Source organism: Dolichospermum planctonicum (genome assembly GCF_005402965.1).
GTDB classification, from domain to species: Bacteria; Cyanobacteriota; Cyanobacteriia; order Cyanobacteriales; family Nostocaceae; genus Dolichospermum; species Dolichospermum planctonicum.
This window is the reverse complement of record NZ_BJCF01000038.1, coordinates 1-15,557: the sequence shown is the minus strand read 5'-3', so window position 1 is coordinate 15,557 and position 15,557 is coordinate 1. Positions and strand designations below refer to the sequence as shown.

Annotated in this window: 18 protein-coding genes; 8 read left to right on the top strand and 10 right to left on the bottom strand. The window is 37.9% G+C overall.

All coding sequences use genetic code 11. From position 1 onward, the window contains the following. Positions 1-96: 96 nt before the first annotated feature. The 5 genes from ftsY to murG all read right to left on the bottom strand — a co-directional run bounded on the left by ftsY (position 97) and on the right by murG (position 5,378). Positions 97-1,551, bottom strand: coding sequence for a signal recognition particle-docking protein FtsY (ftsY, locus tag FFO06_RS15485; RefSeq protein ID WP_137908841.1), 1,455 nt, complete (start codon positions 1,549-1,551; stop codon positions 97-99). Positions 1,552-1,665: 114 nt separating this feature from the next. Beyond that, complete coding sequence (nusB, locus tag FFO06_RS15480) at positions 1,666-2,307, bottom strand: transcription antitermination factor NusB (RefSeq protein ID WP_137908840.1); 642 nt, start codon at positions 2,305-2,307, stop codon at positions 1,666-1,668. A 116-nt stretch (positions 2,308-2,423) separates the two neighbouring features. Next, positions 2,424-3,161 (bottom strand): DUF502 domain-containing protein, encoded by a 738-nt coding sequence (locus tag FFO06_RS15475; RefSeq protein ID WP_137908839.1) that lies wholly within the window; start codon positions 3,159-3,161, stop codon positions 2,424-2,426. A gap of 464 nt (positions 3,162-3,625) precedes the next feature. Then, positions 3,626-4,243, bottom strand: coding sequence for a hypothetical protein (locus tag FFO06_RS15470; RefSeq protein WP_137908838.1), 618 nt, complete (start codon positions 4,241-4,243; stop codon positions 3,626-3,628). Positions 4,244-4,295: 52 nt separating this feature from the next. Next, complete coding sequence (murG, locus tag FFO06_RS15465; protein WP_137908837.1) at positions 4,296-5,378, bottom strand: undecaprenyldiphospho-muramoylpentapeptide beta-N-acetylglucosaminyltransferase; 1,083 nt, start codon at positions 5,376-5,378, stop codon at positions 4,296-4,298. 86 nt (positions 5,379-5,464) lie between these two features. On the opposite strand from murG, the gene FFO06_RS15460 reads away from it, so the two are divergent. Next, positions 5,465-6,277 carry a DUF8623 domain-containing protein gene (locus FFO06_RS15460; RefSeq protein WP_137908836.1) on the top strand — a complete coding sequence of 271 codons (813 nt, stop codon included), beginning with the start codon at positions 5,465-5,467 and terminating at the stop codon, positions 6,275-6,277. A 170-nt stretch (positions 6,278-6,447) separates the two neighbouring features. Continuing rightward, positions 6,448-7,209 carry an SDR family oxidoreductase gene (locus tag FFO06_RS15455; RefSeq protein WP_137908835.1) on the top strand — a complete coding sequence of 254 codons (762 nt, stop codon included), beginning with the start codon at positions 6,448-6,450 and terminating at the stop codon, positions 7,207-7,209. A 214-nt stretch (positions 7,210-7,423) separates the two neighbouring features. Here the strand turns inward: FFO06_RS15455 and FFO06_RS15450 are convergent, their stop codons facing one another. After that, complete coding sequence (locus FFO06_RS15450; RefSeq protein ID WP_137908834.1) at positions 7,424-8,419, bottom strand: formylglycine-generating enzyme family protein; 996 nt, start codon at positions 8,417-8,419, stop codon at positions 7,424-7,426. 436 nt (positions 8,420-8,855) lie between these two features. On the opposite strand from FFO06_RS15450, the gene FFO06_RS15445 reads away from it, so the two are divergent. Continuing rightward, positions 8,856-9,116 carry a hypothetical protein gene (locus FFO06_RS15445; RefSeq protein WP_137908833.1) on the top strand — a complete coding sequence of 87 codons (261 nt, stop codon included), beginning with the start codon at positions 8,856-8,858 and terminating at the stop codon, positions 9,114-9,116. Further along, positions 9,113-9,568, top strand: coding sequence for a type II toxin-antitoxin system VapC family toxin (locus FFO06_RS15440; protein WP_137908832.1), 456 nt, complete (start codon positions 9,113-9,115; stop codon positions 9,566-9,568). The genes FFO06_RS15445 and FFO06_RS15440 overlap by 4 nt, the downstream gene beginning before the upstream one ends. Positions 9,569-9,629: 61 nt before the next feature. Here the strand turns inward: FFO06_RS15440 and FFO06_RS15435 are convergent, their stop codons facing one another. Further along, the gene (locus FFO06_RS15435) at positions 9,630-10,037 is read right to left on the bottom strand and encodes a universal stress protein (RefSeq protein WP_137908831.1); all 408 of its coding nucleotides are present in this window, start codon (positions 10,035-10,037) and stop codon (positions 9,630-9,632) included. Positions 10,038-10,125: 88 nt separating this feature from the next. Between FFO06_RS15435 and FFO06_RS15430 the strand changes: the two genes are divergently transcribed. Next, positions 10,126-11,328 carry a phosphoglycerate kinase gene (locus tag FFO06_RS15430; RefSeq protein ID WP_137908830.1) on the top strand — a complete coding sequence of 401 codons (1,203 nt, stop codon included), beginning with the start codon at positions 10,126-10,128 and terminating at the stop codon, positions 11,326-11,328. Between the two features lie 57 nt (positions 11,329-11,385). Here FFO06_RS15430 and FFO06_RS15425 read toward each other — a convergent pair whose 3' ends face one another. Genes FFO06_RS15425 through FFO06_RS15420 form a run of 3 tightly spaced genes read right to left on the bottom strand, consistent with a single transcriptional unit; the run spans position 11,386 to position 12,000 of the window. Continuing rightward, complete coding sequence (locus tag FFO06_RS15425; protein WP_199290853.1) at positions 11,386-11,703, bottom strand: type II toxin-antitoxin system VapC family toxin; 318 nt, start codon at positions 11,701-11,703, stop codon at positions 11,386-11,388. Next, on the bottom strand, positions 11,693-11,824 hold the full coding sequence (locus FFO06_RS22365; protein ID WP_265584173.1) for a hypothetical protein: 132 nt from the start codon (positions 11,822-11,824) through the stop codon (positions 11,693-11,695). Before FFO06_RS22365 ends, FFO06_RS15425 begins: the two co-directional genes overlap by 11 nt. Then, positions 11,821-12,000, bottom strand: a complete 180-nt coding sequence (locus tag FFO06_RS15420) for a hypothetical protein (protein ID WP_137908829.1) — start codon at positions 11,998-12,000, stop codon at positions 11,821-11,823. Before FFO06_RS15420 ends, FFO06_RS22365 begins: the two co-directional genes overlap by 4 nt. A 221-nt stretch (positions 12,001-12,221) precedes the next feature. Here FFO06_RS15420 and FFO06_RS15415 point away from each other — a divergent pair, with 221 nt between their 5' ends. The 3 genes from FFO06_RS15415 to FFO06_RS15405 all read left to right on the top strand — a co-directional run bounded on the left by FFO06_RS15415 (position 12,222) and on the right by FFO06_RS15405 (position 15,116). After that, positions 12,222-14,108 carry a serine/threonine-protein kinase gene (locus FFO06_RS15415; protein WP_137908828.1) on the top strand — a complete coding sequence of 629 codons (1,887 nt, stop codon included), beginning with the start codon at positions 12,222-12,224 and terminating at the stop codon, positions 14,106-14,108. 165 nt (positions 14,109-14,273) lie between these two features. After that, a complete protein-coding gene (locus FFO06_RS15410; protein ID WP_137908827.1) occupies positions 14,274-14,858 on the top strand; it encodes a Uma2 family endonuclease in 585 nt (194 codons plus the stop codon). A 42-nt stretch (positions 14,859-14,900) separates the two neighbouring features. Continuing rightward, positions 14,901-15,116 (top strand): hypothetical protein, encoded by a 216-nt coding sequence (locus tag FFO06_RS15405; RefSeq protein WP_137908826.1) that lies wholly within the window; start codon positions 14,901-14,903, stop codon positions 15,114-15,116. Positions 15,117-15,557 lie beyond the last annotated feature (441 nt).

Below are 15,557 nucleotides of genomic sequence, written 5' to 3'. Positions count from 1 at the left end.
GTTATATACTTGACTCAGTACGATGAGGGAATTTGTTTGAGTTATAAATCTTGCTTTTGCGTCACATCTCAATCAAAAGCAATATCAAAAGCAATATCAACCGCTCAATAATGCTTCTACAAATTCATAACTAGAAAAAGGACGTAAATCTTCAATTCCTTCACCAGCACCAATAAAACGAATAGGTAAGCCTAACTGCTGAACAACAGCCAGGGCGACACCTCCTCTAGCTGTTCCGTCTAATTTGGTTAAAACAACGCCACTGAGTTGGGCTGCTTGGGAAAATACTTCTGCTTGTCGCAGTCCATTTTGTCCTAGAGTAGCATCAAGAACTAAAAGAGATTCAACATGGGTATTAGGAGCTTTCTTGGTGATAATTTTGCGGATTTTACTGAGTTCCTCCATCAGATTTTTCTTATTTTGCAGTCTTCCAGCGGTATCTATTAATAATAGTTCAGTTTCCCTAGCCTGAGCAGCGGTGATCGCATCAAATACCACGGCTGCTGGATCAGTGTTTTTACCTGGATTGGCGATAACTTCTACACCGCTTCTATTCCCCCAAACTTTAACCTGTTCCACCGCAGCCGCCCGGAATGTATCAGCCGCACCAATTAAACACTTATAACCGGATTTTTGTGCTAGGTGAGAAATTTTACCAATGGTTGTAGTTTTCCCCGCCCCATTAACTCCAGTAATTAACCAAATCGTGAGAGTATCTTTTTCCGGCGCGAACCTAGATTTTACATGATTTTGTAAGGGTGCATCTAGCATATCCCTAAGAATTTCTTTAAGATAGGCTATTGCTTGTTCTGGTGGAGTTACTTCTGTGAGTAGTTTTTTTTGCAGCGCAGTAATAATATATTCGGTTGCTTCTACACCTACATCAGCTTGTAGAAGTAATGATTCAATTTCATTTACAGCATCTTGATTGAGCGGTCCTTGACCAACAATTGATTTTAGGCGATTAATAATATTTCGTCGGGTTTTATCTAAACCTTGACGCAGTTTTTTCAACCAAGTAATCTCTTCTATGGAAATATCTTCCGCTTTTCTCCCTTGGGCGGCTAAAACCTCTGCTGACCATCTAAAACCATCATCAAATGCTAATTCGGGAATTGTTACCTCTGTTTCCGTGGTTATTGTCAGTATTTCTGGAATTTCGGTTTCTATGGAACTAGCAATCAATTTCTCTTGTTTAGCTTGTCTTTCTGCCGCAGCCCGTTCTAAAAAAGATAAATTAGCTGCTTCTGGTTGTAATTCGTTAACAATATCTTCGGTAGTTTCTACTGCATTTTCAGTTAGTGTAATTACTTCCTCTGTGGCTACTATTTTTTCAGGAATAGTATCTTCTGCAACAGTTACAGGTGTTACTGTTTCTATTTGTTGTTTTTCTTGAATATTTTTATACGCAGCTTTAGCAAAAGCTAACAAATCCTCCGTATCTGGTACTGTTGTTTCTGATTGAGTTGCTGCTACTGCGGGTGGTTCTGTTTGGGTTTGGGGAGTATCAGCGGATTGATGATGGGGACGATTAAACCAATTGAAAGCCATTGTAGTTGATTTAGATAAGAATTTAATTAGGAACCATGGAAGGACTTAGAAATCAAGGAAGAAAGAGAAAGAAAAGCCTTAGCACTGACCAATGATCACTGACTAAGGACAAATTTAAGCAGTTTTTTTCCGTTCACTGACTCGACGAAGAACGCCATTAATAAAACGGTGACCATCTTCTCCACTATAACGTTTAGCTAATTCTACAGCTTCATTAATAGCGATACTATCAGGGACTTTCATGAATTTTATTTCTGCGGTAGCTATTTGTAGAATATCTCTGTCAATTTGGGCTAAACGGGTCACTTGCCAATCTACTAAAGCATTAGAAATAAGTTCTTCAATAGCCTGACGATTTTCATTTACGGTAATAATTATTGCTTTGGCATAATTACGAACTTCTTTATCTTGATTAGCTAATTGAATCAATTCAGGAAAATCAACAGATGTACCTAATTGATTAATAGCGGTTTGGGTATAGGAAATTGCCTCCTTTAGCATAGTTCTAGCCGTATTCAAGTCAGCGGCTCTAGTTTCACTAGTCAATAGACGCTCATTACTCCGTTGCAGTTCTCCTGCGGCATTATTCAATGTGTCCTGTACTTCTAATGTGAGGGTGCGTACTGCCCCTAAGACTAGCTTAGAGACTAATTGTTCGTCTGATAGGGCTTCTAGTTTTTTGGGGTTTATTGGTAACTGACTGAGACTTAGCAGTGCCAATTCACGCGCTATTTGCTGGGGTTTACGACGTTGCATACAGTTGGGATGATAAAAATATGTGAATTTTGGCACAGACAAACAATTAGCTTATCTATTTTCGGATCACTTTGCCAGATTTGCATCAAGTTCAATTTTTGCTGCTGGTATTTTCGCTATTGTCTTATTTCTAGAGGTAATACTGTTGCCAGCATTGTCAGATCAGATGTTTCCATATTAGGAGCGACTATACCACCAGATACAATTATTTTAAAAGCATCTTCAACGGATATAGAAAGATTAATTACCTCTTCTTCTGGGACTATTGCATACCAGCCTGTTGTTGGGTTGGGGGTAGTGGGAATAAATATACTGATTACAGGACGAGAGATATGATTTTGGATTTCATGGCTAATTATTCCTGTCACAAAACCAATCGCCCAAATTCCCCGACGAGGATATTCTACTAATACTACACGGCGAAATTTACCATGGGAATCCTTTAGAAGTGTTTCTAATAGTTGTTTGAGGGTTTTATATACCTGACCGGCTAAAGGAATCGCGTGTAATAACCGTTCACCTAGATCTAATAACCACCTTCCAGCAATGTTTCTAGCCATTAAGCCAATGACGAGAATACTTAATAGTGGTACAGCTAATCCGACGAATAAATTAAGTATATTTACCAGGATTGGGTTTAAACCGTCAAAAGGATTAAGTTGTTTGGGAATTTGGGTAAGAAAGTTAATTACCCAGGTGGCTATGGTAATTGTTAACCAAATGGTAGTTGCTAGGGGAATTAACACCAACAAACCAGCAATTAGGTCATTTTTCAGGTCTTGTTTTAAGCGTTCCACTACCAAACTCTGGTTCTCCTTGTTTAGCTTCGTTAAACTGTTGTGATTATTTTCCATATCAGCTTAGTCACATTTGGAATATCAGAAACTGATTAGAGCAGGTTTCAGTATCTTGCAACAGGTTATTTTTCATCCCTAGAAAACACTTTTTGTATCCGTCTCTAATGGTAAAAAGTCACACTATCGCTACAAAATTCAGCCATTTCTTGCTTAGACGTAAATATAGACATCAGTACACCATGGCTCGGATTGTGAATTTGTGAGAGTGTTACTTATCTTTGCAATCATTGTAAATGATTGTTGCAAGTCTGAGAGATATTATAACAGGGAACAGGGAACAGGTAACAGGGAACAGGTAACAGGTAACAGGGAACAGGGAACAGGTAACAGGGAACAGGTAACAGGGAACAGGGAACAGGGAACAGGTAACAGGTAACAGGTAACAGGTAACAGGGAACAGGGAACAGGGAACAGGGAAAAGATTTTAAATCTCAAACTTTGCGCCTTTGCGCGAAATATAATTAATCTTTCATTTCCAAAATACCAACTAAAATATGACCGATTTCTTCAATATCATCAGGGATTCTCAAAAGAGTCATATCTTGGGTAATTTGTTGTTGTTGACGATCTAATTTACCAAAGCGCCAAATTTCTCCAGTGGTAACAGCACCATAAAACACAGATTTATTTTCTTCAATTTCCGATAAAGCAATTAACTCTACTGCGAGTTGAGTAAATCCTCTAGTTAAATCATCATTTTTGGCTTCAATAACTAACAAGCTTTGCTGAGAACGCAACAAATAATCTAGATTTACTTTTAACCAATTATTCACATTAACTGTATACTCAATTTTTAGCTGACATTGACAACAAGTGATAACCTCCAATAAAAGGGGTGAAACTAGAGTTTCTCGTCTAGCAGTTTCATTATTCAAACTAACTAATGGTAAGAAAGAGGTGATTTTATCTTTAAGTTCTGCAATGTTCTTTAAAGGATTGGAGGTTTTAGGTAGAGTAATGGCTTTTTTAATAAATGAGTAACCTAACTCAGAGAGAATTTCCTCTATATCGTAAGGTAATTCAAAATAAGAGCGAAATGTGTAAGATTGTCCTTCTTGAAGTATTTTTTGTTTAGTCATATAGCAGAGAATTTAATTTCTCAAACTCTTATTCTTTGTGCTTTTTTGTAAGTTACGTAAGTCCTGCTTCCATTACTTTTCGCACTAAAGTTGCCAATTTATCCGCACTATCAGGAACAGAGATTGCTTTGGCATTTTTCCCCATTTTCGCCAATTTTTCTGGATATTGCAACAAATTTAAAACCTGAGTTGTGAATATTTCCTGTGTCAAATCAGACTGTTTAAACGACAACGCAGCGCCAGCTTTAGTAAACACTTCTGCATTATAAGATTGATGATCTTCTGCTGCAAAGGGATAGGGAATTAAAATTGCTGGCGTACCACAAACCGCCAATTCTGTCAAGCTACCCGCACCAGAACGACTAATAGCTAAATTAGCCCTTCGCAACAAAGCCGCCATATTGTTATAAAAAGGCAAAGCGATATATTGAGGATGTTGTAGACTGTTAATATCAGGATCATGATCACCTGTTAAATGGACTATATAAGCACCGGCTTGAAACCAAGCCTCCGCAGACTGACGTACCAATTTATTTACAGCTACAGCCCCCTGACTACCACCAAATACCACAATTAAGGGAACACCATCGGGAACAGATAAATCTAACTTATTATTACCTCCCTCGTGCAAAAATTGAGAACGGACCGGAGTACCCACAGAAAAAGTTTTAGATCGAGGTAAGTATTGAGCCGTAACATCAAAACCTATGGCCACTGCATTACACCAAGGACCAAAAAAGCGGGTAACTTTTCCCGGTAAAGCGTTAGACTCATGAAAAACCACGGGTAAACCCAAAGAACGGGCTGCAATTACCGCAGGACCTGCAATATAACCACCTGTAGTGAAAACTCCGTGGAATTTTCCCTGTTTAAGAATGCGTCTGACTTTCAAAATTGCACCAATGAGTTTAACAAAAGTGCGAAGAGAACGAAGACTCAAACCCTGCTGAAAACCCTCAACAGAGATGGTATTTAAAGGATAGGTCTCTGGAACTAACTGAGTTTCTAGGCGGTTTGGTACACCTAACCATTCAATATCGTATTCTGGCAGTTTTTCTGCCAATGCGATCGCGGGAAACAAGTGTCCACCTGTCCCACTAGCTGCTATAAGTAATTTAATTGCTGCATTTACCATTCCTGACTATACCATTTATCGCCCAGCTTCATTAAGATAAAACAAATTCCTTATCTTTAGATCATCAAATCAGTAAAATCTTACTTATGACTAAAATTATCCCTTTATTAATGAAACGTAACAAAACATTACCCTTAGGGTTTGCCCTCCTTTCCAGTTTACTAGCAATTGGTTTATCTGGTCTTGGGCAATTGGCGCAAGCAAGTCAACCGGAGAATGCACCTTCTACACTCACTAAGCTCTTAACACAGATTGATACTGCTGCTAATCAAGGTAATGTTAAAGCTGTGATGCAATTTTACAGCCCTACATTTACTCATAGTGACGGTTTAAACCGTAAAGGCATGGAACAAGCCTTAACGGGACTGTGGAAGCGATATCCTCAATTACGTTATACTACAAAGCTAGAATCTTGGAAATCTCAAGGTAATACAATTATTGCGGAAACTGTTACCAACATTAGCGGTTTACCTGCATCTGGTAATAATAATTTGACCCTCCAGTCAACAATTAAATCACGTCAAAAAGTCACAGGTTTAAAAATTGTTCATCAAGATATTTTGTCAGAACGGACTCAACTAACCGCTGGGAGTAAACCACCCCAAGTAGAAATTAAATTACCACAACGGGTAAAAGTTGGTGAAAAATATAGTTTTGATGCCATTGTTCAAGAACCATTAGGTGAGGATTTTCTACTGGGAACAGCTATAGAAGAACCTATTCAAGCCAATAAATTTCTCAAACCCACAATTGCAAATTTACAATTTCTCAATGTTGGAGGACTTTTCAAAATCGGACGCGCACCCTCTACTCCTGGTACTCAGTGGATTTCCGCTGTTATTCGCAGAGGTGAAAATATGACTATTATTACTCAACGGTTACAAGTAGTTAAAAAGTAGGTGACAGGTGATAGGTGACAGGTGACAGGTGACAGTTAAGAGAGAATAGGGAATAGGGAATAGGGAATAGAGAATAGGGAATAGGGAATAGGGAATAGGGAATAGGGAATAGGGAATAGGGAATAGGGAATAAAAAAAATACCCAATTACTAATTACTAATTACTAATCCATGGAAAACCACATTGTTTTGATTACTGGTGCAAGTAGCGGTATAGGTGCTGCTTGTGCCAGAGTTTTTGCTCATGCTGGTGCAAAACTGATTTTAGCGGCACGACGGTGGGAACGGTTACAGCAATTAGCTGATTCATTGGATATCCCATCTGATAAAATCCATTTATTAGCACTTGATGTGTGCGATCGCTTGGCGGTAGAATCAGTTATTAATAATTTACCCCCTTCCTGGTCAAATATTGATATTTTGATTAATAATGCTGGTTTAAGTCGCGGTTTAGACAAATTACATCAAGGTGACTTTCAAGACTGGGAAGAAATGATTGATACTAATATCAAAGGTTTGCTTTACCTGACCCGCTACATAGTCCCAGGAATGGTGGAACGGAATTTTGGTCATGTTATCAATATCGGTTCTATAGCCGGACATCAAACCTATCCTGGTGGTAATGTCTATTGTGGGACAAAAGCAGCGGTTAAAGCCATTTCTGAAGGCTTAAAACAAGACCTTTTAGGAACTCCTGTGCGAGTAACTTCTGTAGACCCTGGTATGGTAGAAACAGAATTTAGTCAAGTGCGTTTTCATGGTGACACAGAACGGGCTAAAAAGGTGTATCAAGGCCTTAAACCCCTAACTCCTGATGATGTGGCTGATGTGATCTTTTTCTGTGCCACTAGGCCAAGTCATGTTAATATTAGTGAGGTCTTACTGATGCCCGTTGACCAAGCCAGCGCTACTTTAGTAAATCGTCAAGTGTAACTCTCGTTCCCAGATGGAGTCTGGGAACGAGTTGACAGCTTCAGATTTCTATGTTATTATAGCTGAAACCAAGGATATGAAAGTTTCTGTCAAATTAAATAGCTCGAATTTCTCAAAAGTCACAAAATAAAAAAAGATCGCTCTACTCCGTTACCCTTGGCAAGGGTAAAGAAGAAAAGAGCAGAGGGCAAAAGAGCAGGAGTATAAAGGGCTACTAATTTCTCTCAACAACGCAGACAATACGAAAACCAATAACGTAGTAGAGGTCGTCGCGCACGCCCCTACTGCCGTAGTTGCGAGACGCACAACGGCAGTAATGAGGAAGGTTGATCCAAGACCCGCCCCGCAGCACCTTAAAGATTTGATTAGTTTCGCTTATCCATGCACTTCCATCATTAGGCGCACCATCATAGTTACCATGCCAAGTATCAGCGCACCATTCCCAGACATTGCCGTGCATATCATATAAACCAAAGGCGTTGGGCTGAAAGGTTTCTACTGGAGTTGTTCTTGCTCGATATTCTCCCTTGGAGGCATTACCATAGGTGAAGTTACCATGATAGTTTACCACATCTGTGGTGATTGTGTCACCAAAAGCAAAAGGTTTTGCAGAACCTGCACGACAGGCATATTCCCATTCAGCTTCACTGGGTAAACGGTATTTTTGTCCTGTCTTCTGAGATAGTCTAGCACAAAACTCAACCGCATCGTTCCAAGATACTTGTTCTACAGGTAGTTTATCACCTTGGCAGTAAGCAGGACGAGAATTTAATTCTCTGGCAACTGGAGGACAGGAATAAACGACTTTTTCCCATTGTTCTTGAGTAATAGTGTATTTCCCCATGTAGAAGGGCTTCACCGTTACATAGTGTTGGGGACGTTCTGTATCTAAACTCTCTTCCTCTGTTTTTGGTGCGCCCATGAAAAATGTCCCACCAGGAATATAAACCATCTCTAATTTTACACCAAAACCCAAATCTTGGCTAAAAGATTGATTTAAGGATGAATTTGGAGAAGGTTCAGGTGATTTATTTAATTCTTGTTGTAATTCTTCTTGACGTTTTTTGATTTCTTGTTTGATTAACTGAATGTTAGTCTCCCACCTATTACGAAGTCCTGGATCATTTTCATTACGTTTCCGATCTTCATAGTCTTTAAGAAGTTGAAAATCTTTTTTTAATTTTTCTTCAAGGTGCTGACGCAAATCCATAATTTACTTTCTCCCTAATTTTTTGATCACGAACTCCCAAGCAGACTTGATATTAAAACCAGTTCCCACTTTGTTGGAAAATCTGGGAAAGCATGAGTTAAATGCCTTAATTTAGCGATTGTTGAGGTTTTAGGGAATTATTGAGGCTAGTGTATCATAAATCCCGGCTAAATTGGTATCCCGTCATTTCAAACTTTTGCGCTATGCTAAGTAGGTTGGCGTTAAAAATTGTCGTTATGACAAGGGAACAGGGAACAGGGAACAGGGAACAGGGAACAGGGAAGAGGTTTTGGGTAACTTTTCGTTACTTATGTTGGTTTTTTTCCGTTCACCTACTTATCAATATAGATAAATACAGATTATACTTAGGTGATGCACCCTGCCAATATGTAACTTGCGTAGATTTTACCAGAAATTGTCCAGAGGATAAAATTAAATGTCTAAACGATTGATTGAGTTAATGACACTAGCGGATACACTTACACCAGATGAACAATTAAGTTTAATATCACACCTAACCCAAAGACTGCAACATTGCGAAATTAAACGTAAACCAAGCCGCAATTTGATGGAATTTGCCGGAATAGCACCCAATTTACTAGGTGGTATGGATGCTCAAGAATATGTTACACGCATGAGACGTGGTGAGTTTCCAGATTTAGAACTTGCGAACCAGCAATTGGAAAAACAGAAGTGAGTATTACCAATAATTTACAGGGTGTGAGACGCTTATTTTTGGATACTGCTCCAGTTATTTACTTCGTAGAACAACATCCAAAATACTTTCATCTGTCCCTAGAAGTATTTGAGCAGCTTCAAAACACACCTTTAATTGGTGTTGTTTCACCTATTACTTTAGCTGAATGTTTAGTTCAACCCTATCGCTTAAAACAAACGGAATTACAGCAAGAGTTTATAGAGTTAATGACTGAAAATGACAATATTGAATTTGTGGGATTTATTAATGAAACTATAGCAATAGAAGCTGCTCAAATACGCGCTAGATATAATCTACAATTACCTGATGCTTTGCAAATTGCTGTGGCTTTAAACGCAGAATGTGAGGCTTTTCTGACTAATGATCTCACTTTCAAGCGAATTACAGAATTGCGTGTTTTGGTGCTGAATGATTTTAACAATGCTGTGTAAGCAAGAACTTTAGGTGGTGCGCTACATTGTGTAAATCCACATTAACGCACCTGATAGTTAATTAAGGAACAATCAAAACAGGACAGGGAGAAAGATTGATTACTCGCGTAGTAACGCTATCAGTCGAGCCTTCTTCCGTTAAGCCTAGTCCTCGACAACCCATAATAATTAAACTGGCCTCAATTTCATCAGCAACATCACAGATAGTAAAGGCTGGTTTACCTTGTCTTTCTAGTAATTCGGCTGTAATTCCCTGTTCAGAAAATAGGGTGCGGGCATTTTCTAGGAGTTGGGCAACTATTTCTGAGGATACCATGGGACTAGTAGTAGACGCTTCCGAGTTTGGCTCTTCAACAACTGAAAGCAGAATTAAGCGGCTATTATATTTTTGCACAATATTGGCAACTATATCAGCGGCCTCTCTGGCTTCTCGACTTTGATCAATGGGAAATAAAACTGTTTTAAACATATCTCACCTCTGCGCCCCTCACTCCGGTAAAATTTTGATGGTCATATTTTCAAGACAATAACAAAAAAGTAATCAGGAGAGTTGTACTGTGTCTAAAAAAAGTTTAGCAAGTTTATCTGCGGCTGATATATCTGGAAAACGCGCTTTAGTACGGGTTGATTTTAATGTGCCTGTGGATGATCAAGGCCACATTACTGATGATACTCGGATTCGGGCGGCGCTACCAACTATCCAAGATTTGACCCAAAAGGGTGCTAAGGTCATTTTAACAAGCCATTTCGGTCGTCCCAAGGGTGTAGATGAAAAATTGCGTTTAACTCCCGTCGCTCAACGTCTTTCTGAGTTGTTGGGACAGGAAGTTATCAAAACTGATGACTGTATTGGTGATGATGTTGCTGCTAAAGTTGCAGCTTTGGACAATGGCCAAGTGCTATTGTTAGAAAATGTCCGCTTTTACAAGGAAGAAGAAAAGAACGACCCCGAATTTGCTCAAAAATTGGCAGCAAACGCTGATTTTTATGTAAATGATGCCTTTGGAACTGCACACCGCGCCCACGCTTCTACTGAGGGTGTAACTAAGTTTTTAAGCCCTTCTGTAGCTGGTTATTTGGTTGAAAAAGAATTGCAATACTTACAAAGTGCCATTGAAGCTCCTCAACGTCCTTTAGCGGCTATTATCGGTGGTTCTAAGGTTTCTAGCAAAATCGGTGTGATTGAAACTTTGTTAGAAAAATGCGATAAGTTGATCATTGGTGGGGGGATGATTTTCACCTTCTACAAAGCCCGTGGTTTGAGTGTTGGTAAGTCTTTGGTGGAAGAAGATAAACTGGAATTAGCGAAGTCTTTGGAAGCAAAAGCTAAAGAACGGGGTGTGGCCTTGTTACTACCTACAGATGTGGTACTAGCAGATAAATTTGCTCCTGATGCGAATTCTCAAACCGTCAGCATTGATGCAATCCCTGATGGTTGGATGGGTTTAGATATTGGTCCTGATTCTGTAAAGGTTTTCCAAGAGGCTTTGGCTGATTGTAAGACTGTAATTTGGAATGGTCCAATGGGTGTGTTTGAGTTTGATAAATTTGCTGTGGGTACAGAAGCGATCGCTCATACTCTAGCAGAAATTGGCAAAACCGGCGCAATTACCATTATCGGTGGTGGTGATTCTGTAGCCGCTGTAGAAAAAGTAGGTTTGGCTGATCAAATGAGCCATATTTCTACTGGTGGTGGTGCGAGTTTGGAGTTGTTAGAAGGTAAGATTTTACCTGGTATTGCAGCTTTAGATGAAGCGTAATTAATAGCGGTGAAGGATGAGGCTTTTGGCCTTGTCCTTCATTCAATCAAACTTTAACTATATATTTACCGTCCAATCTTCCATTTTTAAATCAGGAACTTTGATAAAATCTTGGTAATTTTGAGTTACTAAAATTGCATCATTAACTAATGCTATAGCAGCAATTCTTAAATCTTGTGTACCTATGTTGATTTTCTGCTGGCGCAGTTTTTTAAAACATTCACAAGCGGACTCATTAAAATCTAATAAATTCATGTTACAGAAATAACGTTGAGTTATTAGTAAATTTTGGTGAGCAATTGGTAATAATTCTGGTTTAGTAGCACATCTACTAATAGCGGCTAATCTACCTTTTAATTGTTCTTCAAGTGTCACGGTTGTAATAAATATTAATAAATATATTGGAAATGCCAACAATTTTTGCACGTTGAGCAATATGACGATTTCCATGTTGAGAAAAAGTCACAATATTAGTATCGAGAATATATCGGCTCACGCTGTTTGATTTTCCTCTAAATAAGATTCATAAGCAGCTATTTCTGCATCTAATTCACGGCGGTTTGCAGCTATATCTTCTACAAAATCATCAAAAAGTGGATCATCTTTAAAAATACCATCAAACTGAACAAAAGGATTAGAATTTTCAATATCTTCTGAGTGAGATACAGTCATCCAAATTAGAAAAAGCCTTGATTTGTAGGTTGGGTTGAAGCATGAAACTCAACAAATGCGTTGGGTTGCGCTGTCGCTTAACCCAACCTACAGAAAATGGACAAGGTATTGATTCTAGCATACTTACTTACTGGGGAAAAAATCAGTCAATTATCAATTTAAGTCTATTTCGTATATATTAGTAGATATTTAATCATAAACCTATCTACCACTGCATAAACATGAATCAGATATGTTGTCTCAACCCGGAATGTAATCACCCATCAGTTCCCCAACATACCAAATTTTGTCCTATCTGTGGAATCCCCTTAGTTATATTAAAAAACCGCTATCAACCCTTTAAACCTTTGGGTGGTGGGGGATTTGCTAGGACCTATTTGGCGGTAGATATTGACAAATTAAACGAAAAGTGCGTTATTAAACAATTTGCACCTCAAACCCAAGGAACAACAGAACTACAAAAAGCCACAGAATTATTTTTACAAGAAGCGCAACAATTACAACAACTTGGTGAATGTCCACAGATTCCGGCTTTATTAGCATACTTCAGCGACAATAACCGCCTGTATTTGGTACAACAGTTTATTGATGGTGAGAATTTATCAACAGAACTAGAACACCAGGGAATATTTAACGAGTCTAAAATTTGGCACTTATTACAGGACTTATTACCAGTTGTGCAAGCAATTCATAGCCAGGGTATTATACACCGAGATATTAAACCAGAGAATATCATACGTCGTTATAGTGACAACAAACTATTTTTAGTAGACTTTGGCGCAGTTAAGGTAGTAAAGCCACAGCAGCGGACAGCCACAGGAACAATTATAGGATCGGCTGAATATTGCGCTCCTGAACAGTCTATGGGTAAACCATTATTTATCAGTGATTTGTATAGTTTGGGTGTGACTTGTCTGCATTTATTAACAGGAATTAGTCCCTTTGATTTATATAGTCCCTTAGAAGGTGAATGGGTATGGCGAGATTACTTGAATGGGAATGTGGTTAGTGATAAATTGGGTAAGATTTTGGACAAATTAGCTCATCCTATTCCCAAGCATCGTTATCAATCTATTCCAGAAGTTATTAATGAGTTTAATTCTGTACATCAAAATATTAACCTAGTTTCTTCTCTAGCTGTTCCGCAATTACCTGTACCTAGTGGATATCAAAAATTAAAGCAATTTTTAGAAGCTGGTAAATGGAAAGAAGCAGATGAGGAAACATTCAGGATAATGTTAGCGGTAACACAACGAGAAAAAGAAGGTTGGTTAAATGAAACAAGTATTGATAATTTTCCTTGTGATGATCTCCGTACCATTGATGATTTGTGGATAAAGTACAGTAATGGGCGCTTTGGTTTTTCTGTGCAGAACCAGATTTATCAAGGTTTGGGAGGAATGAGAAAATATAATGATGAAATCTGGGCTGCCTTTGGCGATAGAGTAGGATGGAGGACAGGAAATGAGTGGTTGTATTATGAAGAGTTAACTTTTCATACATCTGCACCACAAGGACACTTGCCCGCAATTTATCCACTGAAAAAAAATGGAAAATATCGAGGTGATGTACGACGGGGGTTTTCTTTTCTGGTATCCAGACTTCAATCTAATTCAGAAGTTATTAATACTATACCAAGTTGGTATCAAAAATTAAAGCAATTTTTAGAAGCTGGTAAATGGAAAGAAGCGGATGAGGAAACATTCAGGATAATGTTAGCGGTAACACAACGAGAAAAAGAAGGTTGGTTAGATGAAACAAGTATTGATAATTTTCCCTGTGATGATCTCCGTACCATTGATGATTTGTGGATAAAGTACAGTAATGGGCGCTTTGGTTTTTCTGTTCAGAACCAGATTTATGAAGGTTTGGGAGGAACGAGAAAATATAATGATGAAATCTGGGCTGCCTTTGGCGATAGAGTAGGATGGAGGCAAGGAGAACGGAGATTGTGGTATAAGGATGTAATATTTAATATATTTGCACCACAAGGACACTTACCTGCTAGATTTTGGGATGATTGGGATGGAAAGGGTGTAGGTGGAGGAAGTAGGTCTATAGGTCGTGTCACTTTTCTTTTGTTAAGACTGGTAAACTGTAACATCTAAAGCTATAGCAATTCCCATTCAAGTCAGGTACAAGCATTAATAATTAAACACAGATAAACGCAGACAAACCCAGATAATTTTGTACTTTATTAGACTAGGCAATGCTATAACAGAGAAATAATGAATTATTGCAGGTTCTTGGTTTCCAATATTAGGGATAATAATATGCAGCTAAAAACTCATAACCATACTTATACACCTGAAGAATATTTAGAATTAGAGGAAAAAGCACTTTATAAAAGCGAATATCGCAATGGAGAAATTATACCCATGACTGGAGGAAGTGGTAATCATAATAAAATTACACTAGCCATTGCTGCTATTTTATTATATGCCCTGAGACGCAAAAAATATGAAGTTTTTATGGCAGATATGCGTTTATGGATTCCACAATTTAAAGAATATACTTATCCTGATGTAATTGTAACTGATGGTCAGGCTAGTTATACAAGTAAAAATAATACTACAGTGACTAATCCTTTATTAATTGTTGAGGTTTTATCTAAGTCTACAAAAAATTATGACCAGGGTGAGAAATTTACTTTTTATCGTTCTATTCCCCAATTTAAAGAATATGTTCTAGTGGAACAAAATCAATATCAAGTCATGCACTATAGCAAAACTAATGAGGGTGAATGGATTTTTAGAGAATATAAATCTGAAAATGATCTTGTTAAGTTACAACATCTTGATTTGGAAATTAGTTTAATTGATCTTTATCAAGATGTTAATTTTAACGATAAAGAATAATATCAAGTTCGGATAATTACTTACGATATAAAAAGTAAAATTATGGAAACCCAAGAACTAAAAGCCTTGATTAAGGAGATAGTTCAAGAAGTATTGCAAGAAGAAAGACTAACACTTTATAATACCCTATTCTCATCTAGGAATAATACAGAAAATGAAGAATGGAATCAATTTTCTCTTGAACAGGCCATGAGAGGTTTAGAAAATGATCATCTTCCCGAATACACAGAAGCGGACATTATAGAAAAATGGCAATAGTTGGTCAAATTGTTTTATTCAAATTTCCCCAAACAGACCTAAAAATTGGAAAATTACGCCCAGCGCTTCTAATTAAGCCATTAAGTAATTGAGTTTAGTCGGTATTGATTGTAATATAGAATCACTCATGTAGTTCAGGTAATATTTTTTATTCCGCGTAATTTGAAGATAAAAGATGAAGTTTTAGCTTTGTCATTCATTTCCAAGAATCAACTTAAATCCAACCTTTTATCAGGTGGATATTTGGAATATGCCGATAAATGGCATTGTACAATTTTGCATCAGCAGTAATAAATTTACAGTTTTCTCTGATGCTTAAAACCCACATTCCGCACCCCAAACTGTCACAGAGGTAAATTACGTAGAGAAAAAATTAAAGAGAGCATCAAAACAAACATATAAAGTGAAAAAAGGCATTTGAGAAACAGTAAATCACCAAAA